This window comes from Pseudomonas sp. P108 (assembly GCF_032613195.1).
GTDB lineage: Bacteria > Pseudomonadota > Gammaproteobacteria > Pseudomonadales > Pseudomonadaceae > Aquipseudomonas.
The window spans coordinates 196,570-222,436 of the sequence record NZ_CP126691.1 but is presented as its reverse complement, the minus strand read 5'-3'; the positions used below and the strand labels follow the sequence as shown (position 1 = coordinate 222,436).

The 25,867-nt window shown below is 59.8% G+C and carries 24 protein-coding genes and 1 tRNA gene; 7 read left to right on the top strand and 18 right to left on the bottom strand.

The genetic code is table 11. From position 1 onward, the window contains the following. Position 1: 1 nt before the first annotated feature. Together QOM10_RS00955 and uraH are read left to right on the top strand one after the other, a co-directional pair. Positions 2–487: a heme-binding protein gene (locus QOM10_RS00955; protein ID WP_316917425.1), complete on the top strand. Its 486-nt coding sequence runs from the start codon at positions 2–4 to the stop codon at positions 485–487. A gap of 12 nt (positions 488–499) precedes the next feature. Continuing rightward, positions 500–910: a hydroxyisourate hydrolase gene (gene uraH, locus QOM10_RS00950; protein WP_316917424.1), complete on the top strand. Its 411-nt coding sequence runs from the start codon at positions 500–502 to the stop codon at positions 908–910. Between the two features lie 256 nt (positions 911–1,166). On the opposite strand, the gene QOM10_RS00945 is transcribed toward uraH, so the two are convergent. Then, on the bottom strand, positions 1,167–1,844 hold the full coding sequence (locus QOM10_RS00945; protein WP_316917423.1) for a Crp/Fnr family transcriptional regulator: 678 nt from the start codon (positions 1,842–1,844) through the stop codon (positions 1,167–1,169). An 84-nt stretch (positions 1,845–1,928) separates the two neighbouring features. Between QOM10_RS00945 and QOM10_RS00940 the strand changes: the two genes are divergently transcribed. Further along, positions 1,929–2,453, top strand: a complete 525-nt coding sequence (locus QOM10_RS00940; protein WP_150750248.1) for a DUF962 domain-containing protein — start codon at positions 1,929–1,931, stop codon at positions 2,451–2,453. Positions 2,454–2,570: 117 nt separating this feature from the next. On the opposite strand, the gene QOM10_RS00935 is transcribed toward QOM10_RS00940, so the two are convergent. The 6 genes from QOM10_RS00935 to dibA form a co-directional block, all read right to left on the bottom strand. After that, complete coding sequence (locus tag QOM10_RS00935; RefSeq protein WP_095113898.1) at positions 2,571–3,560, bottom strand: sulfate/molybdate ABC transporter ATP-binding protein; 990 nt, start codon at positions 3,558–3,560, stop codon at positions 2,571–2,573. Between the two features lie 3 nt (positions 3,561–3,563). After that, positions 3,564–4,436 carry a sulfate ABC transporter permease subunit CysW gene (gene cysW, locus QOM10_RS00930; RefSeq protein WP_108224225.1) on the bottom strand — a complete coding sequence of 291 codons (873 nt, stop codon included), beginning with the start codon at positions 4,434–4,436 and terminating at the stop codon, positions 3,564–3,566. Between the two features lie 13 nt (positions 4,437–4,449). Then, positions 4,450–5,268 carry a sulfate ABC transporter permease subunit CysT gene (gene cysT / locus QOM10_RS00925; RefSeq protein WP_316917422.1) on the bottom strand — a complete coding sequence of 273 codons (819 nt, stop codon included), beginning with the start codon at positions 5,266–5,268 and terminating at the stop codon, positions 4,450–4,452. Between the two features lie 173 nt (positions 5,269–5,441). Then, positions 5,442–6,455 carry a sulfate ABC transporter substrate-binding protein gene (locus tag QOM10_RS00920; RefSeq protein WP_038367242.1) on the bottom strand — a complete coding sequence of 338 codons (1,014 nt, stop codon included), beginning with the start codon at positions 6,453–6,455 and terminating at the stop codon, positions 5,442–5,444. A gap of 135 nt (positions 6,456–6,590) precedes the next feature. Next, complete coding sequence (oscA, locus tag QOM10_RS00915; RefSeq protein WP_007917682.1) at positions 6,591–6,773, bottom strand: sulfur starvation response protein OscA; 183 nt, start codon at positions 6,771–6,773, stop codon at positions 6,591–6,593. Positions 6,774–6,999: 226 nt separating this feature from the next. Then, a complete protein-coding gene (gene dibA / locus QOM10_RS00910) occupies positions 7,000–8,931 on the bottom strand; it encodes a phosphodiesterase DibA (protein ID WP_316917421.1) in 1,932 nt (643 codons plus the stop codon). 146 nt (positions 8,932–9,077) lie between these two features. On the opposite strand from dibA, the gene desA reads away from it, so the two are divergent. Both desA and QOM10_RS00900 read left to right on the top strand, forming a co-directional pair. Continuing rightward, the gene (gene desA, locus QOM10_RS00905) at positions 9,078–10,262 is read left to right on the top strand and encodes a delta-9 fatty acid desaturase DesA (RefSeq protein WP_316917420.1); all 1,185 of its coding nucleotides are present in this window, start codon (positions 9,078–9,080) and stop codon (positions 10,260–10,262) included. A gap of 143 nt (positions 10,263–10,405) precedes the next feature. After that, complete coding sequence (locus tag QOM10_RS00900) at positions 10,406–11,395, top strand: GGDEF domain-containing protein (RefSeq protein ID WP_150775428.1); 990 nt, start codon at positions 10,406–10,408, stop codon at positions 11,393–11,395. A 136-nt stretch (positions 11,396–11,531) separates the two neighbouring features. On the opposite strand, the gene QOM10_RS00895 is transcribed toward QOM10_RS00900, so the two are convergent. The 3 genes from QOM10_RS00895 to gabD form a co-directional block, all read right to left on the bottom strand. Then, the gene (locus tag QOM10_RS00895) at positions 11,532–12,743 is read right to left on the bottom strand and encodes a response regulator (RefSeq protein WP_150775427.1); all 1,212 of its coding nucleotides are present in this window, start codon (positions 12,741–12,743) and stop codon (positions 11,532–11,534) included. Between the two features lie 135 nt (positions 12,744–12,878). Beyond that, the gene (gene gabT / locus QOM10_RS00890; RefSeq protein ID WP_007917687.1) at positions 12,879–14,156 is read right to left on the bottom strand and encodes a 4-aminobutyrate--2-oxoglutarate transaminase; all 1,278 of its coding nucleotides are present in this window, start codon (positions 14,154–14,156) and stop codon (positions 12,879–12,881) included. Positions 14,157–14,341: 185 nt separating this feature from the next. Beyond that, the gene (gabD, locus tag QOM10_RS00885) at positions 14,342–15,784 is read right to left on the bottom strand and encodes an NADP-dependent succinate-semialdehyde dehydrogenase (protein WP_007917688.1); all 1,443 of its coding nucleotides are present in this window, start codon (positions 15,782–15,784) and stop codon (positions 14,342–14,344) included. Positions 15,785–16,226: 442 nt separating this feature from the next. Here gabD and QOM10_RS00880 point away from each other — a divergent pair. Beyond that, positions 16,227–16,303, top strand: a tRNA-Arg gene (locus tag QOM10_RS00880). A 77-nt stretch (positions 16,304–16,380) separates the two neighbouring features. Here QOM10_RS00880 and QOM10_RS00875 read toward each other — a convergent pair. From QOM10_RS00875 to QOM10_RS00855, 5 genes are all read right to left on the bottom strand, one after another. Next, positions 16,381–16,650, bottom strand: coding sequence for a hypothetical protein (locus QOM10_RS00875; protein WP_316917419.1), 270 nt, complete (start codon positions 16,648–16,650; stop codon positions 16,381–16,383). Positions 16,651–16,670: 20 nt separating this feature from the next. Beyond that, complete coding sequence (locus tag QOM10_RS00870) at positions 16,671–17,267, bottom strand: hypothetical protein (protein WP_316917418.1); 597 nt, start codon at positions 17,265–17,267, stop codon at positions 16,671–16,673. Continuing rightward, complete coding sequence (locus QOM10_RS00865; RefSeq protein WP_316918357.1) at positions 17,264–17,845, bottom strand: RNA polymerase sigma factor; 582 nt, start codon at positions 17,843–17,845, stop codon at positions 17,264–17,266. The genes QOM10_RS00870 and QOM10_RS00865 overlap by 4 nt, the downstream gene beginning before the upstream one ends. 30 nt (positions 17,846–17,875) lie before the next feature. After that, complete coding sequence (locus QOM10_RS00860) at positions 17,876–19,573, bottom strand: VWA domain-containing protein (RefSeq protein ID WP_316917417.1); 1,698 nt, start codon at positions 19,571–19,573, stop codon at positions 17,876–17,878. A gap of 86 nt (positions 19,574–19,659) precedes the next feature. Further along, positions 19,660–20,220, bottom strand: a complete 561-nt coding sequence (locus QOM10_RS00855; RefSeq protein WP_127925385.1) for a YbhB/YbcL family Raf kinase inhibitor-like protein — start codon at positions 20,218–20,220, stop codon at positions 19,660–19,662. Positions 20,221–20,359: 139 nt separating this feature from the next. Here QOM10_RS00855 and QOM10_RS00850 point away from each other — a divergent pair, with 139 nt between their 5' ends. Further along, on the top strand, positions 20,360–21,883 hold the full coding sequence (locus QOM10_RS00850) for an FAD-dependent oxidoreductase (RefSeq protein ID WP_150775422.1): 1,524 nt from the start codon (positions 20,360–20,362) through the stop codon (positions 21,881–21,883). 95 nt (positions 21,884–21,978) lie between these two features. On the opposite strand, the gene pgaD is transcribed toward QOM10_RS00850, so the two are convergent. The 3 genes from pgaD to pgaB are packed head-to-tail and all read right to left on the bottom strand — an operon-like array spanning position 21,979 to position 25,860. Continuing rightward, complete coding sequence (gene pgaD, locus QOM10_RS00845; protein WP_127925383.1) at positions 21,979–22,509, bottom strand: poly-beta-1,6-N-acetyl-D-glucosamine biosynthesis protein PgaD; 531 nt, start codon at positions 22,507–22,509, stop codon at positions 21,979–21,981. Next, entirely contained in the window at positions 22,506–23,861 is a 1,356-nt protein-coding gene (gene pgaC, locus QOM10_RS00840) for a poly-beta-1,6-N-acetyl-D-glucosamine synthase (RefSeq protein WP_127925382.1), read from the bottom strand. Before pgaC ends, pgaD begins: the two co-directional genes overlap by 4 nt. Position 23,862: 1 nt before the next feature. Continuing rightward, entirely contained in the window at positions 23,863–25,860 is a 1,998-nt protein-coding gene (gene pgaB, locus QOM10_RS00835) for a poly-beta-1,6-N-acetyl-D-glucosamine N-deacetylase PgaB (protein WP_316917416.1), read from the bottom strand. Positions 25,861–25,867 lie beyond the last annotated feature (7 nt).

The following is a 25,867-nucleotide window of genomic DNA, read 5'->3' as shown; positions in this document are numbered from 1 at the left end:
CATGACCGTTAAATTCCTCGTTACAAGCCTGATGATCGGCCTCAGTGGCGCCGCTGTCGCCAGCCCTGAGCTGCCGCGTCACGCCGACCTCGACCTGAAAACTGCACGCCTTCTCGCCGACACGGCAATGGCCAACTGCACCGGCACGGTGTCGGTGCTCGATCGGGGCGGCAATCTGTTGGTGACCCTGCGAGGCGACGGTGTCGGTCCGCACAACACTGCTGCCAGCCAGCGCAAAGCCTACACCGCACTGTCGACCAAAACCGCCACCCGGCTGTTCGCCGAACGCGCTCGCAGCAACCCGGAAACCGCCAATCTCAACACCCTCGATGAATTGCTGCTGCTTGGCGGCGGTATTCCGCTGTTCCTCGGTTCTGAACTGGTGGGCGCCATGGGCGTGGCCGGTTCCGGTGGCGGTGAGCAAGACGAAAACTGTGCGATCAAGGCTGCCGGAAAAACCGGTCTGGCCACTACCCGTTCCCAATAAGGAGACTCATCCATGACGACTATGCGCATGACCCTCGCCGCGCTCGGCCTGAGCGCGTTTTCAAGCCTTGCACTCGCCGCCGGTAATCCGTTGAGCGTGCACGTGCTCAATCTGGAAAATGGCCTGCCGTCGCCGGGCATCGACGCGACCCTGGAAAAACACGTTGGCCAGAACTGGCAGCCGTTGGCGCAGGGCACGACCAATGAACAAGGGCGGATTGCCGAACTGTTCCCGGCCAAACAGCCTTTTGAAGCGGGTGAATATCGGGTGGTGTTCAAGACCGGCGAGTACTACAAGAAGATCAAGCACGACACGTTCTTCCCGGAGATTCCGGTGATTTTTGAAGTGAAGCAGACCGATCAGCATTACCACATCCCGCTGCTGCTCAGCCCGTACGGCTTCTCGACCTATCGCGGTTCCTGAATCCCACGCAAAACCCCTGTAGGAGTGAGCCTGCTCGCGATAGCGGTATGTCAGTCACCCATTGGCTAACTGATAGATGGCTATCGCGAGCAGGCTCACTCCTACAGGTCTGTGCTTTGCTCCAGATATCACGAACACCAAAAAAACCTGTGGGAGCCTGGCTTGCCAGCGATGGCGTCCGTGCAGCAAACATCGATTTCGGCTGATGCACCGCTATCGCTGGCAAGCCAGCTCCCACAGGGGCCGGGGTGCATTGTCAGATCGTGGCCAGGGCACGCAATCGCGCGGCATCAAGGATTTCGATCTCGCCGTACCCAAGCCCGATAATCCCCTGTCCCTGGAAATCCTTGAGGATCTGGTTGGTGGTCTGCCGCGACAGCGACAGCATCGACGCCAACTGCTCCTGCGGCAGTTGCAGTACACGACGCGGCGAGTCGAGTTCGCCGTAGCCTTCGGCGATCATCAGCAAGCGATGAGCCAGACGCGCCGGCGCTGGCAGCAGGCTCAGTTGTTCGAGGTTGATGAAGGTCAGGCGTAGTTTGTGGCTCATCAGCAGCGCCAGATGTCGCCAGTACACTGGATTTTCATCAAGCAGCTTCAGTAACGGTGCCTGCGGGATATTGAGCAGCGTGCACGGCCCGACCGCATAAGCGTCATGGGTTCGCGGCTGGCCATCGAACAGGCAGATTTCGCCGAACCAGTGCGGCGCCTCGACCAGACTCAACAACGCCTCTTTGCCCTGCTCACTCACCGCACCGATGCGCACCGCGCCGTCGAGTACTGCGTACAAGCCGCACGGCGCATCACCACGCTGAAACAAGCGCTGCCCTGCCGTCAGCCGCCGCTCCCGGGCCGCCGCGAGCAGACTATCCTGAAAGGACACCGGTAGATGACTGAACCACTGGCCGGTCATCAATCGCGAACGAATTTGCATAAACACTCCTGGATTGTCGCCTGCCTGACAGAGCGAACCCCGATCCCGAGGGATGATGCGATCAACCCTACCGGAGGAACAACAATGAAAAGCCTCGTCGACCATCTCAGTCAATACGCCGCCTACCACCGCGATCCGCGCAACATCGCCAGCCACTTTATCGGCATTCCGCTGATCGTGGTGGCCGTGGCGGTGTTGTTGTCACGCCCGGAATGGTCGCTGGGCGGGTTGTGGATATCTCCGGCCGTTATCGTGGCGCTGGCTTCGGCGTGGTTTTACTTGCGCCTGGAAGTGAAGCTCGGGGTGTTGATGACGGTGCTGATGGGCCTGTCAGTCTGGGCCGGGCATGTATTGGCGCAGCAGAGCACCATGGTCTGGTTGAGCAGCGGGCTGGCGATGTTTGTCGTTGGCTGGGTGATCCAGTTTGTCGGGCATCACTATGAAGGGCGCAAACCGGCGTTTGTCGATGACGTGTCGGGGCTGATTGTCGGGCCGTTGTTTGTCGTGGCCGAGTTGGCATTCATGCTCGGGATGCGGCATGAATTGAAAGAGCAGATCGAGGCGCGGGCGGGGGTGGTGCGGGTCAATCCGAATCGTGCGGCTATCTAGACTTCAACCCTGCTCGTTCCCACGCTCTGCGTGGGAACGCCGCCATGGACGCTCCGCGTCCACTGTGACGCGGAGCGTCACGGGATGCATTCCCACGCAGAGCGTGGGAACGATCAGTTAAAGGCTGGCGACTTTCTGCCAGACCTTGGGTTTGAAGAACAGGGTTTCACCCTTGGCCAAGCCGATCAGGCTGTCGTGATCTTTCACCACTTCAGCCTCAATCAGATCCGTCTGCCCTTCCACCTTCAACGTCACCCGCGTGGTCGCGCCCAGTGGCCGAATATCACGCACCTCAGCGGCGTGGTGATCCTCCAGCTCATGCCTGGACAACGACACTTCGTGCGGGCGGAACAGCACGTGGTTGTCGTCGCTCAACAGCAAGCGGTTCGAATCGCCGAGGAAGTGATAAACGAAATCGCTGGCCGGGTTTTCGTAGACGTCGCCCGGTGAGCCGATCTGCTCGATCACACCCTTGTTCATCACCACGATACGGTCAGCGACCTCCATCGCCTCTTCCTGGTCGTGGGTCACGAACACCGAGGTCAGGTTGATATCTTCGTGCAGGCGGGCGAGCCAGCGACGCAGCTCCTTACGCACCTTGGCATCGAGGGCGCCGAACGGCTCATCCAGCAGCAACACTTTCGGCTCCACCGCCAAGGCACGAGCCAAAGCGATACGCTGACGCTGACCACCGGACAACTGCTCCGGATAACGATCCGACAGCCAGTCCAGCTGCACCATGTTCAGCAGTTCATGCACCTTGGTCGCGATCTGGCTTTCACTCGGGCGCTGGTTTTTCGGTTTCATGCGCAGGCCGAACGCGACGTTGTCGAATACGGTCATGTGGCGGAACAACGCGTAGTGCTGAAACACGAAACCGACGTTGCGATCACGCACATCGTGGCCGGAGACGTCTTCACCGTGGAAGACGATATTGCCGTTATCCGGGGTTTCCAGGCCGGCGATAATCCGCAGCAGCGTGGTTTTGCCGCAGCCCGACGGGCCGAGCAGCGCGACCAGCTCACCGCTGTGGATGTCCAGGCTGATGTTGTCCAGCGCCTTGAAGGCATTGAAATTCTTGCTGACGTTACGCACTTCGATCGACATGAATTATTCCTCCGCGGCGCTGGCGCGCAGGCGGTTGATACGGTTTTCGCTCCACTGCTTGAGCAGCAGGATGAAGAGCGCCAGGATCAGCAACAGGCTCGCCACGGCGAACGCGGCCACGTGGTTGTATTCGTTGTAGAGGATCTCGACGTGCAGCGGCAAGGTGTTGGTCACCCCGCGAATGTGCCCGGAAACCACCGACACCGCACCGAACTCACCCATGGCCCGCGCGGTACACAGCACCACGCCATAGATCAGACCCCACTTGATGTTCGGCACGGTGACGTGCCAGAACATCTGCCAGCCGTTGGCGCCGAGCAGTCGCGCGGCTTCTTCTTCCTGCGTGCCTTGTTCTTGCATCAACGGGATCAGCTCACGGGCCACGAACGGCACGGTGACGAAGATCGTCGCCAGCACGATGCCCGGCAGGGCGAAGACGATCTGGATGTCGTGATCCTGCAGCCACGGCCCGAACAGGCCTTGCGCGCCAAACATCAGCACGTAGACCAGACCGGCGATCACCGGCGACACCGAGAACGGCAAGTCGATCAGCGTCACCAGCATGCTCTTGCCGCGGAACGAATACTTGCTCACGCACCAGGCAGCGCTGACGCCGAACACCAGGTTCAGCGGCACCGAAATCAGCACGGCAAACACGGTGAGTTTCAGTGCCGACAGTGCGTCCGGTTCAAAGATCGCGGTGAAGAATGCACCGAGGCCATTCTTCAAACCCTGCGATACGACGATGAACAACGGCAGCAGCAGAAACAGGAAAAAGACCAGCCAGCCAAGGCCGATAAGCACTCTGCGCGAAGTGGCACTGCCACGGCGCGCGGCGTTGGCCGAAGAGGCGGCCGCAATAGACGATTGGGACATGGTTCGCGCCTCCTTATGGGGTTTCGATGCGCCGCTGCAGCAAGTTGATCAGCAGCAACAGGACGAAGGAAACCACCAGCATCAGCACGCCGATGGCGGTAGCGCCGGTGTAATCGTATTGGTCGAGTTTGACCATGATCAGCAGCGGCAGGATTTCGGTTTTCATCGGCATGTTGCCGGCGATGAAAATCACCGAACCGTACTCGCCGACACCACGGGCAAAGGCCAGGGCAAAACCGGTGAGCCAAGCGGGCAGCAGCGCGGGGACGAGGATGTGGCGGAACACCTGCAAGGGTTTCGCACCGAGGCACGCGGCGGCTTCTTCGACTTCACGGGGAATGTCGGCCAACACCGGTTGCACCGTGCGCACCACGAACGGCAGGGTGACGAAGGTCAACGCGAGGGTGATACCCAGCGGGGTATAGGCAATCTTGAAACCGAGGTCAGCGGCGAATTGCCCGACCAGACCGGCCGGCGCATACAGCGCGGTCAGCGCGATACCGGCCACCGCTGTCGGCAGGGCGAACGGCAGATCGATCATCGCGTCGATCACCTTGCGCCCCGGGAACGTGTAGCGCACCAGCACCCAGGCCAGCAACGTGCCGATGATGCCGTTGATGATCGCGGCACACAGCGCGGTGCCGAAGCTCAGCTTCAACGCGGCCAGCACCCGTGGTGCGGAAATGATCGTCCAGAACTGATCCCAGGTGAGTTGCGCAGCGTGGACGAACATCGCCGCCAGCGGGATAAGCACAATCAGGCTGAGGTACACCAAGGTGTAACCCAGCGTCAGCCCGAAGCCGGGTATGACGGGGGAGGTACGACGCGACATAAAAGTCCTTGGTTAAAAAGCATTCCGCTGAACGCACCAATGTGGGAGCGAGCTTGCTCGCGAAGAGGGAGTATCAGCCAACTCTACGTCGTCTGACACTCCGCTTTCGCGAGCAAGCTCGCTCCCACATTTTCCGCGCCTGGCTTCAGGCTTGATGTGTGGCTGAAGTCAGATTACTGCGCCTGATAAATCTGGTCGAACACACCACCGTCATTGAAGAATTTCGGCTGCGCGGTTTTCCAGCCGCCGAAGTCCTTGTCGATGGTCACCAGGTCCAGTTTCGGGAACTGCTGGGCGTACTTCGCGGCCACGTCCTTGTCACGCGGACGGTAGAAGTTCTTCGCGGCGATTTCCTGACCGGCCGGGCTGTACAGGTGCTTCAGGTAGGCTTCGGCGATCTGCTCGTTACCCTTCTTCTCGGCGTTCTTGTCGACCACGGCTACTGGCGGCTCGGCGAGGATCGACAGCGAAGGCACGACGATGTCGAACTTGTCAGCGCCGCCATCTTCTTTCAGCGCCAGGAACGCTTCGTTTTCCCAGGCCAGCAACACGTCACCCTGACCGTTGTTGACGAAGGTAATGGTCGAACCGCGTGCACCGGTGTCGAGGATCGGCACGTGCTTGAACAGGGTCTGTACGTATTCTTTGGCTTTGGCTTCGTCACCGCCGTTGGCTTTCAGGCCGTAGGCCCATGCGGCGAGGAAGTTCCAGCGTGCGCCGCCGGAGGTTTTCGGGTTCGGCGTGATCACCGAGACGTCGTTCTTGACCAGATCGCCCCAGTCCTTGATGCCTTTCGGGTTGCCCTTGCGCACCAGGAAGACGATGGTCGAGGTGTACGGCGTGCTCGCTTCTGGCAGACGCTTCTGCCAGTCGGCGGGCAGGGTCTTGCCGAGTTTGGCGATTTCGTCGATGTCACCGGCCAGGGCCAGCGTCACGACGTCAGCGCGCAGACCGTCGATCACCGCACGGCCCTGCTTGCCCGAACCGCCATGGGATTGCTGGATTTTCACGGTGTCGCCGGCGTGATCTTTCTGCCAGAACTTGATGAATTCAGCGTTGTAGTCCTGATACAGCTCGCGCGTCGGGTCATACGACACATTGAGCAGTTCGTAATCCTTGGCAACCGCGGAACCGGCAAACACAGCACTGGCCAGCGCGGCCAAAGCGTAACGGCGAATCGACGACATGGTGAAAGCTCCTGAAATTCTTGGTGGTGGCTTTTTCTTATGTATTTCGGAAATCGGGTTGCCGGTTCAAAGATCGCAGCCTTCGACAGCTCCTACGCACAGCCCCCTGTAGGAGCTGCCGCAGGCTGCGATCTTTTAGCCCGGTTGTTTACCGGGTTGCTGCAAACGGAATTTCTCTTTGCGTTCGATCTGTACGACCTGCGCGTTGTGCACAGTGATTTCCACCGCGCCAAAACGCAGATCGCGCAGGGCGCTCTGGATTTCACGCAAGATGGTGCTTTCGTCCTGACCGTCAACGCTGCGAAGGGATGCGCTCATGGTGCTGCTCCTTTGAATGGGATTTGCCTGGCAGTGGGCGGCACTGCGTTCGGCGTAGGAGCAATATAAGAGAGGCGCGGATATTCTTAAAAAGACTATTTAAGAATGTTTATATAACTGAAAAACATTATGTGGCGGGGCAAGGGTTTGCAGCCTGTTGAAGCAAAAGATCGCAGCCTTCGGCAGCTCCTACAGGGATCGGTGTAGGAGCTGCCGCAGGCTGCGATCATTTGATCTTTAAACCAATCACCGGAATTCTCGCCCAGTCAATCTCCTGTGCCGGAACCGGCCGCCCAAACCAATACCCCTGCCCCAGATCACATTCCTGCTCCAGCAAAAACGCCGCCTGCTCAACCTGCTCGATGCCCTCGGCATGCACCTGCATGCCCATACTCCGGGCCAGCGCGATAATCACCCGGACAATCGCCGCATCATCCTCATCCCACGGCAACCCTGCGACAAAACCCTGATCGATCTTCAGCTTCTGCACCGGCAAGCGCTTGAGCCGCAACAGGGACGAATAACCGGTACCGAAATCATCAATCGCCAGACGAATGCCCAATTCACGCAAACGATGCATCTGCTCCAGCGCCACCTCCGGATCATCCATCACCGCGCTTTCCGTCACCTCCAGTTCCAGATACGCCGGATCCAGACCGGTGTCATGCAGCACCTGCGCGACTTGTTGATACAACTCACGCCGGGCGAACAATCGTGACGAAACATTCACCGCGACAAACGACAGCACGACCCCGGCCTGCTGCCACTCACACATCTGCCGACATGCCTGCCGCATCACCAAGGCATCGATTTCGGCAATCAGACCGGTGCGCTCGGCTATCGGGATGAACTCCGCCGGCGAGACCAGACCGCGCTGCGGATGCTGCCAGCGCACCAGTGCTTCAACGCCGATCAGGCGACTGGTTTTCAAGTCATGCACCGGTTGGTAGTAAACCCGAAGCTCCTGCTGCTCCAGCGCCCGGCGTAGCTCAAAGGCGATTTCCACCCGTTGCTGGGCGTGGGCGGTGAGTTCTTCGGTGTACAAGGCATACCCGTTGCGCCCACTGCTCTTGGCCTTGAACAGCGCCGCGTCGGCATTGCGCAACAGTTGCTCGGCGCTTAGCGCATCGCTGGGGAACAGGCTGATGCCGAGGCTGGCGTTGATGAACAACTGATTGCCATCAATGCTGAACGGCTCCTTCAGTGCATCGAGAATCCGTTGCGCCAGCGCTGCTGCCTGCACCGGCTGTGGACAACTCTCTGCCAACACCGCGAACTCGTCGCCGCCCAGGCGCGCCAGAGTAATGCCGGGACCAAACAGTTCTTGCAGGCGCGCCGCTACTGCCTTGAGCAAGCGATCGCCGATGTTATGGCCGAGGCTGTCGTTGATCATTTTGAAATGGTCGAGATCCAGCATCAGCAATGCGCAGCCGCGCTTGTGGTTTTGCGCCGAGGCCAGCGCCTGCTCGGCGCGGTCGCTGAACAGCAAACGATTGGGCAGATCAGTCAGCGGATCGTGGTGCGCGAGGTGCTTGAGTTCATGCTCCGAATCCTTGATCGCGCTGATGTCGGAAAACACCGCAACGTAATGGCTGATCCGGCCCTGATCATCGTGAAGGACCCGAATGGTTTGCCACTGTGGATAAATCTCGCCGCTTTTGCGCCGATTCCAGATCTCGCCGCTCCATTCGCCCTGAGATTCCAGGGTGGCAAACATTGCCTGATAAAAACCCGGCGGATGGTGGCCGGACTTGAACAGGCTCGGCTGCTGACCGAGCACTTCTTCGCGCTGGTAGCCGGTGATCTCGATGAACGCGCGGTTGACGTGCACGATCAATCCATCACGGTTGGTGACCAATACGCCTTCACGGGTGCAATCGAACACTGCCGCCGCTTGGCGTAAGCGTTCGCGATCAGCGTGGCGCTCACGCAAACGCGCGCCAATCCCGAGGAACTCCCACAAACGCGCTCGCGCCAGGAAAATCAGTCCGGCGCTGACTGCCGCAAACAGGTAACCGTTGATCAGTTGCCATCGGGCAAGATCGACGGAGTCATCGAAGAAATTGTTTAATAAATGATCAGTGCCCTGCAGCCAGGCAGCGGCAAGCACGAGATAAAGCAGCGCTGCACGCAAAGCATCGCGGTAAGTGGCAGGCATTCGGCTGTCCATGTCCCTACAAAAAGGTTGGAATTATAGGTCAAGAAACATTCAGCGACTCTTATCTGAAAGGGCGACTGGTTTTATCTGTGTGCTTGGTGATAATGCAACGGCTGTTTTTATCTTTATCGAGGGCCCTATAGCCTATGTGGTACGAAGGTTTTCTTGGCTTGTCGGCCTGGTCTCTGGTCGCAGTCACCCTGCTGATGACCCACGTGACGATTGTCGGCGTCACGGTCTATCTGCACCGCTACTCAGCCCATCGCTCGCTGGAGCTGAATGCCGGCCTGAAGCACTTTTTCCGTTTCTGGCTGTGGCTGACCACGGCGCAGAACACCCGCGAGTGGACCGCCATCCACCGTAAACACCACGCCAAATGCGAAACCGAAGATGACCCGCACAGCCCGGTCATCAAAGGCCTTTCCACCGTGCTGCGTACCGGCGCCGAGCTGTATCGCGCCGAAGCGCAGAACCCGGAAACCCTGCGCATCTACGGCAAGCACTGCCCCGAAGACTGGATCGAGCGCAACGTCTACAGCCGCTACCCGCTGCTGGGCGTGGCGATCATGGGCGTTATCGACCTGCTGCTGTTCGGCACCATCGGCATCACCATCTGGGCGATCCAGATGATGTGGATCCCGGTGTGGGCTGCCGGCGTAATCAACGGTCTCGGCCATGCCGTCGGCTACCGCAACTTCGAATGCCGCGACGCGGCGACCAATCTGGTGCCGTGGGGCATCCTGATCGGCGGCGAAGAACTGCACAACAACCATCACACCTACCCTAACTCGGCCAAGCTGTCGGTGAAGAAGTGGGAGTTCGACCTCGGTTGGGCGTGGATCAAAGTCTTCTGCTTCCTGCGTCTGGCCAAGGTCCAGCGTGTCGCGCCGATCGCCCACCGGGTCGAAGGCAAGGGCAATCTGGACATGGACACCGCCATGGCCATTCTCAACAACCGCTTCCAGATCATGGCCCAGTACCGCAAACTGGTGATCGGCCCGCTGGTCAAGCAAGAGCTGGCCAAGGTCGATCATTCGGTGCGCCACCAGTTCCACCGCGCCAAGCGTCTGCTGTCGCGGGAAACCAGCCTGCTGGAAGATCGTCACCACGTGCGCATCCAGACCATGCTCGAGCACAGCCAAGCGTTGAAGGTAATTTACGAAAAACGCCTGGCCCTGCAGCAGATCTGGGTCAAGACCAGCGCAAATGGCCACGACATGCTCGCCGCCATCAAAGAGTGGATTCACGAGGCAGAAGCCAGTGGTATCCAGTCCCTGCGTGAATTCGCTGACCAGTTGAAAACCTACTCGCTGCGTCCTGCGGCGGTCTGAGACCGTTGATCGGTGCACCCGGCTCCCGGGTGCACCCTTCGGAACTTCGCTAAAAATCGCCTATCTCAAAGACACTTCGCCATCCCGGCGGGCTGTACTGTGGCCGTTGTCGAATTGCGGCACGTCCTTTGAGATCTGTGCCGATGGTCAATAACAACCAAAAAGACTCATCCTTCCCGCAGTGGCCCGAGGCCGCGCAAACCCTGATGGCGTTGATGCACGCCCAAGGCGAGGTCGCCCGCCTGAGCGAACGCGAGCAGCTGTTCAGCTCGCTGCTGGTCAGCGTCAACGCCGTGCTCTGGGCTTTCAACTGGGAAACCCGGCAGGTGCTGTATGTCAGCCCCGCCTATGAACGGATTTTCGGCCGCTCCGCCGGCCTCCTGCTCGCCGACTACAACCAGTGGCGCGACAGCATCTACCCCGATGACCTCGACTACGCCGAACGCAGCCTCGCCGAAGTCCTGCACAAAGGTGCGGTGGAGGATCGCGAATACCGGATCATCGCCGCCGACGGTCAGGTGCGCTGGCTCAGCGATAAGTGCTTCATCAACCGTCAGGACGAGCCGGGGCAACCGGTGATCATCGTCGGCATCGCCGAGGACATCACTGACAAGAAGCAGATGGAAACCGAGCTGCATCGCTTGGCGACCACCGACGTGCTGACGCAAAGCAGCAACCGCCGGCATTTTTTCGAATGCGCCAACCGCGAGTTCGAAGAGGCGCGGCAGCAAGGTTCACCACTGGCGTTTTTGCTGCTGGATATCGATGACTTCAAAATGATCAACGACAGCTACGGCCACCCGGAGGGTGACAACGTGTTGCAGCGGATTGCCGAGTGCGGGCGCGGTTCGTTACGTCGCGGTGATCTGTTCGGACGAATTGGCGGGGAAGAATTTGCGGCGGTGTTTCCAGGGTGCGCACCGGACATGGCCATGCAAGTGGCTGAGCGGTTGCAGCAGGAGATTCAGCGTTTGAGTTTCAGCCATGACGGCCAGACGTTCGGCATCACCGTGAGCCAGGGGCTGACCAGCCTTACCGGGGAAGACGAAAGCCTCGACAGCCTGTTCGCCCGTGCGGATGCGGCCATGTATGAGGCCAAGCGACAGGGCAAGAACCGGATTATCTCTGCCTGAACCGTATCTCAGCTACACAGTGATCCATTGTAGGAGTGAGCCTGCTCGCGATAGCGGAGTGTCAAACGAACCGTAGTTGTCTGACACTCCGCTATCGCGAGCAGGCTCACTCCTACAGGGGTTTGCGTAAGTCGGATTATTTACGCATCCGCATCAATTCCGGCAAGCCGATCTTGAGCAATCGCGCCGTGCGGCTCTTCGCCAGTTCCTCAACGCCCTCATGCTCGGTCAGATGCGCCATCTGCGCCGCCATGTTCATGACCAGCGCCTCGCGGGAATACACCCCTCCGCCGAGTTGGTAGACCGACGCAATCAGCTCACGCAATTCCAGCGGCAAACGCCAGCGGGTGCGCAGGGCCGAACCATAAGCGGCACCGAACTCGGCCAGTGCCTCGCCGACTTCCTCCAGTTCATCCAGCTCACCGCCCGCCTGCTGCCATTCCTGCAGACAACGCAGCAACGCCAGATCACCCAAGCGATGCAGCATGCCAGCGCAGTAACAGCGCTCCTGATCGAGATCGAGCAGGCGCGCCAGGGTGCGCGCGTATTCAGCGGTGTGCAGCGACAGCCCCCAGTAACGCTCAGCGTAATCGGCCAGACAGGGATCACTGAGTTTCGCACTGCGCTTGAGTGCCAACCCCAGAATCAGGTTCATGCTCTGCCCGGTGCCTAACCGGTGCAGTGCCTGCGCCAAGGTTTGCACCGGTGCGCCGTGGTGCTGCGCCGCGCTGTTGGCGGCTGCGATCAGCACTGCTGTGATCTGTGGATCGGTGCGAATCTCTTCTTCCAGCAGCTTCAGATCCAGCCCGTTGGGATTGAGACTGCGTTTGACCGCCACCTGCACATCGGTCATCAGCGGCGCGCCGTCAGCCTGTTCTCGGCGGCGCTCAAGGAAAACCGACAGGGTCATGCCCGGCGCCAGCGCAGGCACCTCACAGAACACTTCCTCACCGGCATTGAGCAGCAAGCCCTGCAATCGTTCGGTCAGGCTTTCCATGTTCAACGGTTTGGTCAGATACGCCGTCGGCGCCAACGGAATCGCTTCGCGCACGCTGGCACTGTCATTGCGGCTGCTCATCAGAATAAACGGCAGCAGCGGATTGCGTTTGCGCTGCCGCACGCTGCGCAACACGCTCAAGCCATCGACGCCGGGTAGCTCCCAATCGACGATGGCCAGGTCATAAGGAATTTCGCTGAGCATCGACATGGCTTGCTGGCCATCGGCACACAGGTCCAGCCGCGCATCGCAACGCACGTTCAGCAGCACTTGTTTGAGCAGGTCGCGAGACCACGGATCGGCCTCAGCAATCAGTACTCGCGGTACGGCAGGTAAATCAACGGCAGTCATGCGCGCTCTCCCTTGCAATGCCTGAACCTTAGCCAATGCTGGCCATTCGATACAGCGCTAAAGCGCTCGATGTGTTTCAAAGGGCGTAAAAAAACCCGCCGAAGCGGGTTTTTTGTCGATCAGATCACAGGCAGATCAGAGCTCGGAGAAGCACTCTTCGATGATCGCCAGACCTTTGTCCAGTTGCTCGTCCGGCGAGGTCAGCGGTACCAGGACGCGCAGAACGTTGCCGTAAGTGCCGCAGGACAGCAGGATCAGACCCTTGTCGCGCGCCTTGGCCACAACGGACGCTACAGCAGCAGCGTTCGGCTTGTGGCTATCGCCGTTTTCGAACAGCTCGACCGCGATCATCGCGCCCAGGGCACGGACTTCGCCGATCACCGGGTACTTGGCCTGGATAGCTTTCAGGCCAGTGACCAGACGCTCGCCGACAGCCTTGCAGCGATCCAGCAGTTGCTCTTCTTCGAACACTTCCATCACTGCCAGTGCAGCGGCGCAAGCGATCGGGCTACCAGCATAGGTACCGCCCAGACCGCCTGGCGCGATGGCGTCCATGTATTCGGCCTTGCCGCACACGCCGGCCAGCGGGAAGCCGCCAGCGATGGATTTGGCGAAAGTGGTCAGGTCGGCAGCAACGCCCATCTGTTCCATGGCGAAGAACGTACCGGTACGGCCAGCACCGGTTTGTACTTCGTCAGCGATCAGCAGGATGCCGTGCTGGTCGCACAGCGCGCGCAGACGCTTCATGAATTCTTTCGGCGCAACGTAGAAACCACCTTCACCCTGAACCGGCTCAATGATGATCGCGGCGATGTCTTTCGGCTCGGCGTCGTTCTTGAAGATGCGCTCGATGGAAGCGATCGAATCGTCGATGCTCACGCCGTGCAGTTCGTTCGGGTACAGCGCGCGGAAGATGCCGCCTGGCATCAGGCCCATGCCGGCCGAGTACGGCACGACTTTACCGGTCAGGCCCAGGGTCATCATGGTGCGACCGTGGTAAGCGCCGGTGAAGGCGATCACGCCAGCGCGGCCAGTGGCGGCACGGGCGATTTTCACGGCGTTTTCCACGGCTTCGGAACCGGTGGTGACCAGCAGGGTTTTCTTGGCGAAATCACCTGGCACCTTGGCGTTGATTTTTTCGCACAGCTCAACGTAAGGCTCGTAAGCCAGCACCTGGAAGCAAGTGTGGGTCAGCTTGTTCAGCTGTTCGGTCACGGCGGCGATGATTTTCGGGTGCACGTGGCCGGTGTTCAGTACAGCGATGCCGCCAGCGAAGTCGATGAACTCACGACCTTCAACGTCAGTCACGGTAGCGTTCTTGGCCGATTCAGCGAAGATCGGGTGAATCTGGCCAACACCACGTGGAACAGCTGCGGTACGACGGGCCATCAGTTCAGCGTTAGTCTTGCTCATTACAGTCCTCATTCGCCGCTCATCGGGCGGCGTGGTTCAAGGATTAAGCGGGAGGAAGCGACGGTGGCAGCATGCGATGATCGACTGCCACGGCGTTCCCGGCCGCAGAGAAAATTCCGGTTTGAAACCACGCAAAGGGACAGCGCTCTCGTGCCCTTTGCGTTTGCAGCGATCCTTGTCCGAGCTTAGATGCCCAGGCAGAGGTATTTGATTTCCAGGTAATCTTCGATGCCGTACTTGGAGCCTTCACGGCCCAGGCCCGAAGCCTTGATGCCGCCGAATGGCGCGACTTCGTTGGAGATCAGCCCGGTGTTGACGCCGACCATGCCGTATTCCAGCGCTTCAGCGACACGGAACACACGACCGAGGTCACGAGCGTAGAAGTACGAAGCCAGACCGAACTCGGTGTCGTTGGACATCGCGATCACTTCGGCCTCGTCTTTGAAGCGGAACAGCGGCGCCAGTGGACCGAAGGTTTCTTCCTTGGCCACGGCGGCATTTTTCGGCACGTTGGTGAGGATGGTCGGCTCGAAGAAGTTGCCTTCCATCGCCTTGCCGCCAGCCAGCACGGTGGCGCCTTTGGCTACGGCGTCAGCGATGTGCTCCTGCACCTTGGCCACGGCTTTTTCGTCGATCAGCGGGCCAGTGGTGGTGCCGTCTTCCAGACCGTTGCCGATCTTCAGTTTGGCCACGGCCACTTTCAGCTTCTCGGCGAACGCGTCGTAGACCGAATCCTGAATGTACAGACGGTTGGCGCAGACGCAGGTCTGGCCGTTGTTGCGGTACTTGGAAATGATCGCGCCTTCGACGGCCTTATCCAGATCCGCGTCGTCGAACACGATGAACGGCGCGTTGCCGCCCAGTTCCAGCGAGACTTTCTTGATGTCCTTGGCACATTCCGACATCAGTTGACGGCCGATTTCGGTCGAACCGGTGAAGGACAGTTTGCGCACGATCGGGTTGCTGGTCAGCTCGCTGCCGATGTCGCCGGCGCTGCCGGAAACGACACTGAACACGCCCGCAGGAATGCCCGCGCGCTGAGCCAGTTCGGCCAGTGCGAATGCAGAGAATGGAGTTTGCGAAGCAGGCTTGAGCACCATGGTGCAACCGGCGGCCAGTGCCGGGCCGGCTTTACGGGTGATCATCGCCGCCGGGAAGTTCCACGGGGTGATCGCAGCAGTCACACCGATTGGCTGCTTGATCACGATCAGGCGCTTGTCTGGCTGGTGACCCGGAATCACGTCACCGTAGATGCGCTTGGCTTCTTCGGCGAACCACTCGATAAACGAAGCGGCGTAAACGATTTCGCCCTTGGCTTCGGCCAGCGGCTTGCCCTGCTCGAGGGTCATCAGGCGCGCGAGGTCGTCCTGGTTCTCGATCATCAGTTCGAACCAGCGACGCAGCTTGCCAGCACGTTCTTTGGCGGTCAGTGCACGCCAGGCCGGCAGCGCTTTGTCAGCGGCTTCAATGGCACGGCGGGTTTCGGCGGCGCCCATTTTTGGCACAGTACCGAGGATTTCGCCGGTGGCCGGGTTGTTGACCTTGATCGTCTGACCGTTGTCCGCATCGACCCAAGCGCCATCAATGAAGGCTTGCTGGCGGAACAACAGGGTGTCTTTAAGCTGCATGTCGGCTTTCCTTAACAGCACCGCGGCCTGCGCGGAGCAAATTATGATTGTAGAAAGGCGCCTCGCAAGGCTGCCGTCAGGGAAATCAGTGACCGGGTGTGGCGCATCGACAGTGCACGATTCGAAACACCGGCGCTTCAACGCCCGGTCAACGAGCGTTTGAAATCTCAAACGGATCGTAGGATCAAAGGGGTTAAAGGACAATAGGTCGTTCGAAAAAAAGAACAAAAACGCCGTGTTTGTGGAATTTTTCAGATCAACGAGCCAAAAGCCTCAGCCGCAACAAAACCATAGAACAGTCCCGAGAAAGCGCCAAGCGAGGGTTTTGCAGGACGTTACAGCTTTATGGAATGCAGCGCTTTCAGCCGACACGCGCACTGACAATACCTGCTCAAACCCAGCATGGACGCCCCGAGCCGACCTAGGTATGATGTCGCCCGCTGCACCAGTAGCTCAGCTGGATAGAGTACTGCCCTCCGAAGGCAGGGGTCGTGGGTTCGAATCCCGCCTGGTGCACCATTGATTTAAACGAGAAAGCCCCGGACTGTGATGGTCCGGGGCTTTTTTGTGGGCGGTGCAAAGGGACTGATGCGACGTCACTCCGTCGTCCAGTCAAACTCGTCGTAATCATCGTCGTCCTCTTCCTCCTCAACCTCCTCTTCGAAAACCTCGTCTTCATCGACGACATCTTCTTCCGGCTGATTCAGCAGAAACTCCTTACGCGTCTCGGTAATCGCTCGCCTCATCTCCTCGCCCTTCTCCGGGCAGTTGAGGAGTTGGGCGATGCGGTCAATTTTTGCTGCCACGTTGTCCTCCAGCGTATTGGCAATGCCCCGATAGTGCGCGTTTTTGCGGGGCAATGCCAAATGGCTGAGGGATCAGGCGGTCATTTTTTCTGCAACTGTTCCAGTCGGGCGTCGAGATCGGCGTTCGGGTAGCGTTTGTGCAGGTTGTTGAACAGGCTGTCGGCGGCTTGCGATTGGCCTGATTCGCGCAGGCGCAGGACTTCGCGCAGTTGTGCGTCGAGGCCATTGGCCGGGGCGGCAGCGCGCTTGCTGAATTTGGCCTCATCTTCGCTGCTGGCTTGATCTTGCATCGGTGCGGCCATTTCCATCATCGGCACGGGTGCCGGCATGGCGCCGGCCGGGGCAGACAATCGGTGCAGTTGCGCTGAGTCCGTTTCGGTCATGGGTACAGCAAGCTTCGGGGCTGGGGCGTAGTCGTACTGGCGCAGCGGCTCAGGAGCGCGCTGTACCAGTGACAACATCAATGCCACGCCAACGAGGCTGGCGAACGCGACTTGCCAGCGTGGTTTGCGGCATATACCCAGCCAGCGTTGCCACAGGCTTGGTTTCGGCGCAGGGGTTTGACGCTGCGCAGCGTTGAGGATGAACGCATCGAGATGCGCTGGCGGTTCGGCATTGTGCTGTTCACGCACATGCTTGATCAGCGGATCTTCGGGTGTCTGGCGGGCGTCAGTCATGTCAGTACCTCCTCGGCCAGCAGCCGACGCAGTTTTTGCTGGGCGTAGCGCAAGCGGCTTTTGACGGTTTCCAGCGGTGCTTCGGTGAGGCTGGCGATTTGCGCCAGATCGAGGTCGCCGTGGGCCCGCAGCAGGAACACTTCGCGCTGGTCGACGGGCAAGCTTTGCAGGGCGTTTTCCAGGCGCTGGCTGTCACGGCTGAGGCTGAGCAGTTGTTCAGGATCATTCGCTTCATCGCTGACGGCATGTGCCTGCTCGTCGTAGCTGTCGTGCAGCGGTTGTCGGGCGCCGTGTTTACGCCAGTGATCGATCAGGCGATTGCGCGCGATCTGGAACAGCCATGTGCGAAAAGTCGCCCGGCCTTGTGGCTGACTGGCGCTACGGATCAGGCTCAGCCAGGTCTCCTGAAACACCTCGTCGGCCAATTCCGGTTTGCCGCTTAATCCAAGCAGAAAACGATACAAACCCTGACGATGCCGCGCGTATAAGATCTCGAACGCCGCGCCGTCGCCCTCGCGATAACGCGCCAGCAGCGACTCATCGCTGCTGGCGGTTGAACTGTCTGCCGAGGCAAACAGCTGACTGATGAAGCCTTTCAGACGACTCACTTATTCAATCCGTCGTTCAGTGGCCAGCGCGTTCGAAGCGCTCGAAGCGCTCGAAGCGCTCGAAGTGCGCAGACTTTGCGCCAATTCGACCAGTTGCACGAACTCGTTGCGCAGGCCAAAGCGGTCATCGCCGCGCGCGCCACGGGCCAGTGTTTCCGTATCTTTCAGACTGAAATCGCCGGTGTAACGACCGTCCTTGAGTTGCTGGGAGAACGCGGCCACGGCGGCGGCAAAACGCAGATCTTCGCTGGCGGTTGCGACCTGGTTGGCAATCGGCCGCTCGATCAGCAGACTTTCCCCACCTTCAGGCTGTTGATAACGCACACGCAGCATAGCCAATTCTCCGTTCTTCCCGGAAACAACCGGCTCCGATTTACCGTAACGCAGTGGCTCCAACCAGCCCTTCTCACCCGCAGGAACAATTTCGTACAGCGCGGTCACCGTGTGTCCTGCGCCGATTTCGCCGGCATCGACTTTGTCATTGCCGAAATCCTCACGTTTCAACGCACGGTTCTCGTAGCCGAGCAGGCGATATTCGCTGACCTGCGCCGGGTTGAACTCCACCTGCAGTTTGACGTTTTTCGCCACCACGGCGAGGGTCGAACTCAACTGATCCACTAACACTTTGCGCGCCTCGCGCAGGTTGTCGATGTAGGCGTAGTTACCGTCGCCGGCATCGGCCAGTTGTTCCATCAAGTGTTCATTGTAGTTATCTACACCAAAACCCAGCGTCGTCAGCGAAATCCCGCTTTTGCGTTTATCCACAGCCATCTGTTTGAGGCTGTCGAAGTCGCTGACGCCGACATTGAAGTCACCATCGGTAGCCAGGAGGATGCGGTTGATGCCTTTGGGAATGAAGGCCTGCTGCGCCATTTGGTAAGCCAGTTCAATACCTGAAGCGCCGGCGGTCGAACCGCCCGCAGTCAATTGCTCAATGGCTGTACGAATTTTCGCGTTCTCCCGTCCGGAAGTAGGCTCCAGTACCACTCTCGATTCACCGGCATACACCACCAACGAAACGCGATCCTGATCGCGCAACTGATCAACCAGCAATTTCAGCGTACTTTTCACCATTGGCAGGCCTTCGCGACGATCCATCGAGCCGGAGACATCGACCAGAAACACCAGATTGGCCGGGGCCAGTTCCGCCACAGCGCGGTCGGATGCCTTGATGCCGATACGCAGCAAGCGGGTGTGCGGGTTCCACGGTGAGGCCGCCAGTTCAGTGGTCACGCCAAACGGCGAGCCGTCGCTGGGCAGCGCGTAGTCATAGGGGAAGTAATTGACCATTTCCTCCAGCCGCACCGCGCCTTCTGGCGGCAGTCGACCTTGATTGAGCAAGCGGCGGACGTTGGCATAAGCGCCCGTGTCGACGTCGGCACTGAAAGTAGAAACCGGTGTCTCGGCGACGCTGTGTATCGGGTTATCGGCCAACGTCTGATACTGCTCGCGCTGCTCGTCGCGATAGCCCTGTGGATAGCTTTCACTCAACGGCATCGGCGCGCTGCCCGCATTGGGCATCTTGTACAGCGCGCGCTTGGCCATTGAGGTGTCAGCCATGACCGCTTCATGCTGAACCAGCACCTCAGGCTGCGCCGGCGCTGGCACAGCAGCGGAATCGGGTGTGGACGAAGCACCGCAACCGGCGAGCGCCAGCAGCACAGCAACCGCAACAGGACGCAAGAGAGGATGAGACATGGGGGCTGACCTCGGGATGAAATTGATCATTCATCCACTGAGACGGGCAGCCCTTTCAGTTCGGGTTAAACGCCGCTAAAAAAATTTCAGCGGTGATAACGCCGCACCGCACTGCTGTTACGCAGCACATGGCCTTTGATTTTTTCCATCAGCTCGGCACGGGTCAGACCGGCCGGCAAGGCATCCGGGGCCAGATCCAGTGCGTAAATCTGGATGATGTAGTGGTGCGCACTGTCGCCCACTGGCGGACACGGCCCCATGTAATGCGTGTTGCCCTTGCTGTTGGTGCCGCCGACACCTTCGAATGCGGATTTGGCGCCGACGCCCGCTGCGATCTGCCGCGTGGTGGATTTGATGCCGTAATGAATCCAGTGATCGACGCCCAGGCCTTTCTGGCCGTCCGGGTCGTGCATGACGATCGCGTAACTCTGGGTGCCGGCAGGACCTGCGTTCCAGCTCAGCGCTGGCGACTGGTTCTTGCCGCCACAACCGGCGGCATCGCTGGCCGCTGCCGAGGTAAACAGGCGGTTATCGGAAACACCCGGAATGCTCAGGGTGAAACGCTCCTGGGCCTGCGCTGGAAACTGCACGCAAAGGGTGACGGCAATGGCCGCCAGCCAGGGGTTGAGAGAGGTCAATCGGGTCATTCCGGGAGCACCTTGTGCAGTTGGGCCGTCGTCGGCCTGCAAACTATAGCTGTACCGTTCGTGCCGTGGCAGTGGCAAATGGCTGAACCTCGCCCTGCGGCGCAAACTCACAAGAGAAATGCCCGCGAGGAAGCCGATCATGTCCCTGCACCGTGTCGCCCGTATAGCCGATGTCCCTGAAGACCGTGGCCTGCAAGTTGAAATCGGCGAGTGCAAGATTGTGCTGTTGCGCGTCGGTGAGCAGCTACGCGCCTTTCAGGGCGAATGCCCACATGCCGGGGCGCCGCTGGCTGACGGCGCGTTGTGTCACGGACGGCTGATCTGCCCGTGGCACAAGGCGGCGTTTCGCGCAGAAGACGGCGCACTATGTGAGCCGCCAGCGCTCGACAGCCTCAAGCGGTATCCACTGGAGCTGCGCGGCGATGACGTTTGGGTCGATGAACAACCGTTGCCCGATGCGCATACTCCTCCGGCGGATGATTCGCGTACGTTCGTGATTGTCGGCGCGGGCGCCGCTGGTACGGCATGTGCAGCGGCGCTGCGGGAAAAGGGTTTCGGTGGCCGCATCGTCATGATCGACCGCGAGACCGATGCCGGTTACGACCGCACGGTGCTGAGCAAATTTGTCCTCGCCGGGGACATGCCACCCGAGGAAGCGCCGCCGCTGCGAGATGAAACTTTCTATAAAGAGCAGCGCATCGAGCGACTGGAAAAACAAATCACCTCGCTGGATGCTGCAAACCAGACGTTGCATCTGAACGACGGTCAGTCCCTGCGTTATGACGCGGCCGTGCTCGCCACCGGCGGTGAACCCAATCCATTGGAATTGCCAGGCGCCGACCTGCCACAGGTCTTCGTCCTGCGCTCAAAAGCCCAGGCAGAGCAAATAATGAATGCCGCCAAACCCGAGCAACGCGCGGTGATCATCGGCGACAGTTTCATCGCTCTCGAATGCGCCTCGGCCCTGCGCCAGTATGGCCTCGACGTAACAGTGCTGGCTCGCCACGCGACTCCCTTCGCTGCGCAATTCGGTGAAGCCGTGGGCAAGGCGATCCGCGCGCTGCACGAACAGAACGGGGTGAAATTCATCACCGAACACGAAGCCACCGAGATCATCGGCGACGACAAGGTAGAGGCCGTGCTGCTGGACAATGGCCTGCGGCTTTCTGCGGATCTGGTTCTGGCGGGGATCGGTGTGCACCCGGCCACCGAAGCTTTCGCGTCATTGCCGAGGGAAAAAGATCAGTCATTGCGCGTCGATGATGGCCTGCGTGTGAGCGAAAATCTGTGGGCCATCGGCGACATCGCCACGTTCCCGTTGAACGGCCAGTTACAACGCATCGAGCACTGGCGCCTGGCTCAACAACATGCGCGAATTGCTGCCGCCAACATGCTCGGTGGCGACGAACGTTACCTCGACGTGCCGTTCTTCTGGACTTGGCATTTCGGCAAGAACTACGACTACCTCGGCCACGCTGAGCACTGGGATGAGGTGGAGTTTCTCGGCGAGCCTGAACATCCGCCATTTATTGGTCTGTTCGGTAGAAACGGTATGGTAGTTGCCGCCGTGGCTTGCGAGAAAGAAAGAGCGATGGCGTTACTCACCGAGCGCATGAAGCAACCGCTGCCGATGGAAGAGGCTTGGGAACTGATCCGCGATTAGCGGCCGATTGATCGTTCCCACGCGCCTGCGTGGGAATGCACGTCACTGGACGCGGAGCGTCCCAAGAGGCATTCCCACGCAGAGCGTGGGAACGATCAAAGCCGGGTAAGGGGTTCGCGATTATCGTCATCTTCGGCATGCAGAAAGATCACTCGCGGATGCTCCAGCGGTGCCAGCGGCGGTGGCAATTCCTCCTGTTTCACCGGCCAGAAATGCGTCACCACGTGACTGATATCGCCTTCCTGATCGTTGTGAATGGTCATCACCCCGGGCGTGCGCAGTTTCTGAAAGCGGTCATCGCAGAGTTTGAAACTCTTGCTCAACCCTTCATCGTCGATCACCGGCGAAGGCAACCGGCGTTGCGCGAAACTGCGACTCTTGCGCTGTTGATAACGCGCCCAGGAAATCAGAATCACCGCGTTGACCAAGGCAATCCAAAGATAAATCTGCAGGGTGCCCAGCGCGTCGAACGCAGATTTATCGATCAGCGGGCCGCCCGCGTGAGTTTCGACCAGCGGCCACAAGCCACGGATCAGCAGAAACAGCAGCCCCACCCACGCCACCACGGTAAGCACCACATCGACCACGACCAGAAAAGGCCGCTGGCGAGTCCGGATGATTTTCATTTGATGACCTCCTCTTCGTCGTCACCAATCGGCTTGATACCCCGGTCGGGACTGACCCAACGCGCACGTTTCTGATGTTGGCCGAACAGCACTTTCGGGAAGCTGACCAGCGTGGTCAGCAGACTGACAAACCAGAACGCGATCGGGTACCACACCACCCAGAACATGGTCTTGCCCAACCCGGGCTCGTAGCGGCGGTCGATGATGATGCTGACGGCGAACTGCACCAGGCAGACAAACGCCAGCAGCAACCCGGTAAACGCTGGTGGCATCAGGTGATCCACCGCGATCGCCTCCGGCATGACCACAAACTTGCCCACGCCCCAGAAGATCACCGACAACAGGAAAGTAAACGCCCAACCGGTCGACAGGCAGTATTCAAACAGCAGCGGCCACAGGTAACGATGACGGTACTGCCAGATGCCGCGAATGTTCTTGAACAGCACTTCGGCTCCGCCCTGAGCCCAGCGCAAACGCTGCTTCCACAAACCGCCGAGGGTTTCCGGCATCAGAATCCAGCACAACGCACGCGGCTCGTAGAAGATGCTCCAGTGATCGAGTTGCAGCTTCCAACTGATGTCGATGTCTTCGGTGATCATGTCCGGGCTCCAGTAGCCAACCCGGTTTAACGCCGTGCGGCGAAACGCGACGATCACCCCAGAGACCGTGAAGATCCGCCCGAACACCCGTTGCGTTCGTTTGATCAGACCGATAATCGACGAGAACTCGCCCACCTGAACCCGCCCGACCAGCGTCGAGCGCGTACGAATCCGTGGGTTGCCGGTCACCGCGCCAAGGCGTGCGTTATCCAGCATCGGCGCGACCAGATAGGCTGCCGTGTTCGGCGCCAGCAGCGCGTCACCATCGATGCACACCAGATATTCGCTGCGCGCGGCAATCGCGCCCATGCGCAGCGCGACAGCCTTGCCCTGGTTTTCCGCCAGATGCAGCACGCGCAGACGTGGATCTTCCTTGGCCAGCGCGTCGAGCACTTCGGCAGTGTTGTCCTTGGAGCCGTCGTTGATCGCGATGACTTCGATGTTCGGGTAATGCTGGGCCAGCGCCGCGTGGATGGTGTCGGCGGCGTTGTCGCCTTCGTTGTAGCAAGGGATCAGGATCGAGATCAGCGGCTCGCCTTCCAGTGGTGGCGGCAGGGTGTCGTCCTGCCACGGCCAGTGACGCTCCCAGTGCAGCCAGAAATACAGGCCACCGGAAATCCACAACCCGGACATGAACAGTGGGTAGAAGAACACGAAGTCCATCAGGAACTGCCCGGTGACAAGGAAGATCAGGCCCAGCGGCACGCCGAGGACGAGCGCCAGAACAAGCAGGGCTAACAGTCTATCCAGCATGTTATGGATTCCATTTGTTGGAGAGCGCAGGCCTTACGGTTTTCAGGTCCGGCAGGTTGTCGAGGAAGTTGTCCGGGTAGTAACCGAAACTGGTCGCGCCCTGACGTTTGAGGCGACCCATCCAGTCCGCCAGAAGGGCACCATCGATGTCAGCCTGATCCTTTTTCGTCCAGTCCCGCGCCTGCAATTCGAACACCGTGCGATCCAGCGCGCCGGGGCGCTTTTTGACCGTGGCCACCAGCGCTTCCAGCCACGGGCCGGACTCTGCCTGGGTCTGCTTTTCCATCAGCGGCATGGCCATCGGCGCCGTCCAGTCGTAGGTCACGAGGAAGTCATCGAGGTTCTGTGCGTACCAGGCTTCGCTCTCGGGGTTGAGCATCGGTTCGGCGAAGATGTTGCGTGCGGTCAGCACCTGCGGGCCGCGAATCGCACGGACTTTGGCGGTCAGCTCGTTGGTGAAGTCGATGAGGTATTGGCTCTTGAAGCGCGTCCAGCGCTGCATCGCTGCCGGATCGTCGCGCAATGCGGCAATCGAACCCGGCAAACCGTGGGCAGCGTAGGCTTTCAAGGCTTCAGGGCCGGCATCTTCGAAATCCGACAGTACCGCGTCATCGTGGTAAAGAATGCCGTTGACCGAGGTCAGGCGCGCCACGTCTTCGTAGATTTCACCGATGATCCGTCGCACTTCAGGATCGAACGGCGACAAGCGTTGGTACTGATCCGGATCCACCGAGGTGATGCCGGTTTTCGGGTCCCAACGGGTCACGCGCGGCAGTTTCGAGTCGAGACCAAAACTCAGCACCGGCATCCACGCGAAGACCTTCACGTTAGCGCGGGTACGTAGTTGCCAGGCGACGCGGTTAAAAATATCCGCACGCACCGGCAAGTGACGGTTGGGGAAGTACAGCGAATGCACCAGGCCATCGCCCTTGGGATCGGCGAAGGCTTGCAGGAACACCGTGTTGGCGCCCAAGTCAGCGATGCGCTGCACCAGTTTTCCGAGGTTGATGTCCTGCTGCGCCGGATCCGGGTCGTAAACGTTGTCCAGATCAACATGCACAACGCGCATGACGAAATCCGACTGCACGTCGACGATACTGTTGGCGAAACGCTCGCCGTCAGGATCCGAAGCGACAAGAAAGCGCGGGCTGCTCATCAGGTTGTCGAGGGCGTCGAGACCGTCTTCGAGGGTCAGGGCCATTTCGTAGCCCTCCTCGCCGACCACCGTCAGCGATGTGCCGTCCGCCGCGCCATACGGCCAGACCCAGACGCGTGGTTTCTTGCCGGTGACCTTGCGGATTTTTTCCGAGATGTTGTTCACGTCAGTGCGGATCCGCGCCTGAAAATCGACCTCGGATTCATAGCGCTTGGTCAGCGGATCGTAGCGCCGTGTCGCGGCGGCAGGCTGCAAGTTGCCCTGCGGGTTGGCCAAAATACCTTTGTGATTGGCGTCGGTGTGCGCGGCGATTTCGACCAGACCGGATTTCGAGATTTCGCGAATCTGATCCCAGGTCAGGAAGTCGGAACGTGCGCGCGGGGCACCGGCGAAATCCACTGGCTGATTGAGCGGCGTGTCGATCCAGCTGCCGACCGGCGCCAGCAGCGCGTGCCAGTTATAGGCACGCAGCACCGGCAGTACGCGGGTATAGAAGCTCGAATAACCGTCGTCGAAACTGAGCAGAATCGCTTTCGCCGGCAGCTCCGGGCCGCCCTTGCGCGCAGCCATGATCTGGTCGACGGTGACCGGTTTGTAGCCGTTCTCGCGCAGCCACGCGAGTTGCTCGATCAGGCGCTCGGTGCGCACCGCAACTACGGCCTGATCAGGATCGCGGTCTTCAACGTCGTGATAGGCAATACCGAGCACGTGGTTTTTCGGCCACGGTTTTTCGCTGGCCGCCAGCGGACGCTCGGACGGCGGCGCGAAGGCCGGAGCTTGCTGGGCGCAGGCGCTGACCAGCAGCGCTCCCAGCAGAAGGATGAAACGCGAAATCAAAGGCATCTTCAAA

Excerpts from the sequence above, each read along its gene's own strand:
- uraH (WP_316917424.1), top strand. The coding sequence starts at position 500 with ATGACGACTATGCGCATGACCCTCGCCGCGCTCGGCCTGAGCGCGTTT.
- gabD (WP_007917688.1), bottom strand. The coding sequence starts at position 15,784 with ATGCAGCTTAAAGACACCCTGTTGTTCCGCCAGCAAGCCTTCATTGAT.
- QOM10_RS00955 (WP_316917425.1), top strand. The coding sequence starts at position 2 with ATGACCGTTAAATTCCTCGTTACAAGCCTGATGATCGGCCTCAGTGGC.
- pgaD (WP_127925383.1), bottom strand. The coding sequence starts at position 22,509 with ATGAAAATCATCCGGACTCGCCAGCGGCCTTTTCTGGTCGTGGTCGAT.
- QOM10_RS00945 (WP_316917423.1), bottom strand. The coding sequence starts at position 1,844 with ATGCAAATTCGTTCGCGATTGATGACCGGCCAGTGGTTCAGTCATCTA.
- QOM10_RS00850 (WP_150775422.1), top strand. The coding sequence starts at position 20,360 with ATGTCCCTGCACCGTGTCGCCCGTATAGCCGATGTCCCTGAAGACCGT.
- desA (WP_316917420.1), top strand. The coding sequence starts at position 9,078 with ATGTGGTACGAAGGTTTTCTTGGCTTGTCGGCCTGGTCTCTGGTCGCA.
- QOM10_RS00860 (WP_316917417.1), bottom strand. The coding sequence starts at position 19,573 with ATGTCTCATCCTCTCTTGCGTCCTGTTGCGGTTGCTGTGCTGCTGGCG.
- cysW (WP_108224225.1), bottom strand. The coding sequence starts at position 4,436 with ATGTCCCAATCGTCTATTGCGGCCGCCTCTTCGGCCAACGCCGCGCGC.
- pgaC (WP_127925382.1), bottom strand. The coding sequence starts at position 23,861 with ATGCTGGATAGACTGTTAGCCCTGCTTGTTCTGGCGCTCGTCCTCGGC.
- dibA (WP_316917421.1), bottom strand. The coding sequence starts at position 8,931 with ATGCCTGCCACTTACCGCGATGCTTTGCGTGCAGCGCTGCTTTATCTC.
- pgaB (WP_316917416.1), bottom strand. The coding sequence starts at position 25,860 with ATGCCTTTGATTTCGCGTTTCATCCTTCTGCTGGGAGCGCTGCTGGTC.
- cysT (WP_316917422.1), bottom strand. The coding sequence starts at position 5,268 with ATGTCGCGTCGTACCTCCCCCGTCATACCCGGCTTCGGGCTGACGCTG.
- QOM10_RS00895 (WP_150775427.1), bottom strand. The coding sequence starts at position 12,743 with ATGACTGCCGTTGATTTACCTGCCGTACCGCGAGTACTGATTGCTGAG.
- QOM10_RS00940 (WP_150750248.1), top strand. The coding sequence starts at position 1,929 with ATGAAAAGCCTCGTCGACCATCTCAGTCAATACGCCGCCTACCACCGC.
- gabT (WP_007917687.1), bottom strand. The coding sequence starts at position 14,156 with ATGAGCAAGACTAACGCTGAACTGATGGCCCGTCGTACCGCAGCTGTT.
- QOM10_RS00870 (WP_316917418.1), bottom strand. The coding sequence starts at position 17,267 with ATGACTGACGCCCGCCAGACACCCGAAGATCCGCTGATCAAGCATGTG.
- QOM10_RS00900 (WP_150775428.1), top strand. The coding sequence starts at position 10,406 with ATGGTCAATAACAACCAAAAAGACTCATCCTTCCCGCAGTGGCCCGAG.
- QOM10_RS00855 (WP_127925385.1), bottom strand. The coding sequence starts at position 20,220 with ATGACCCGATTGACCTCTCTCAACCCCTGGCTGGCGGCCATTGCCGTC.
- oscA (WP_007917682.1), bottom strand. The coding sequence starts at position 6,773 with ATGAGCGCATCCCTTCGCAGCGTTGACGGTCAGGACGAAAGCACCATC.
- QOM10_RS00920 (WP_038367242.1), bottom strand. The coding sequence starts at position 6,455 with ATGTCGTCGATTCGCCGTTACGCTTTGGCCGCGCTGGCCAGTGCTGTG.
- QOM10_RS00935 (WP_095113898.1), bottom strand. The coding sequence starts at position 3,560 with ATGTCGATCGAAGTGCGTAACGTCAGCAAGAATTTCAATGCCTTCAAG.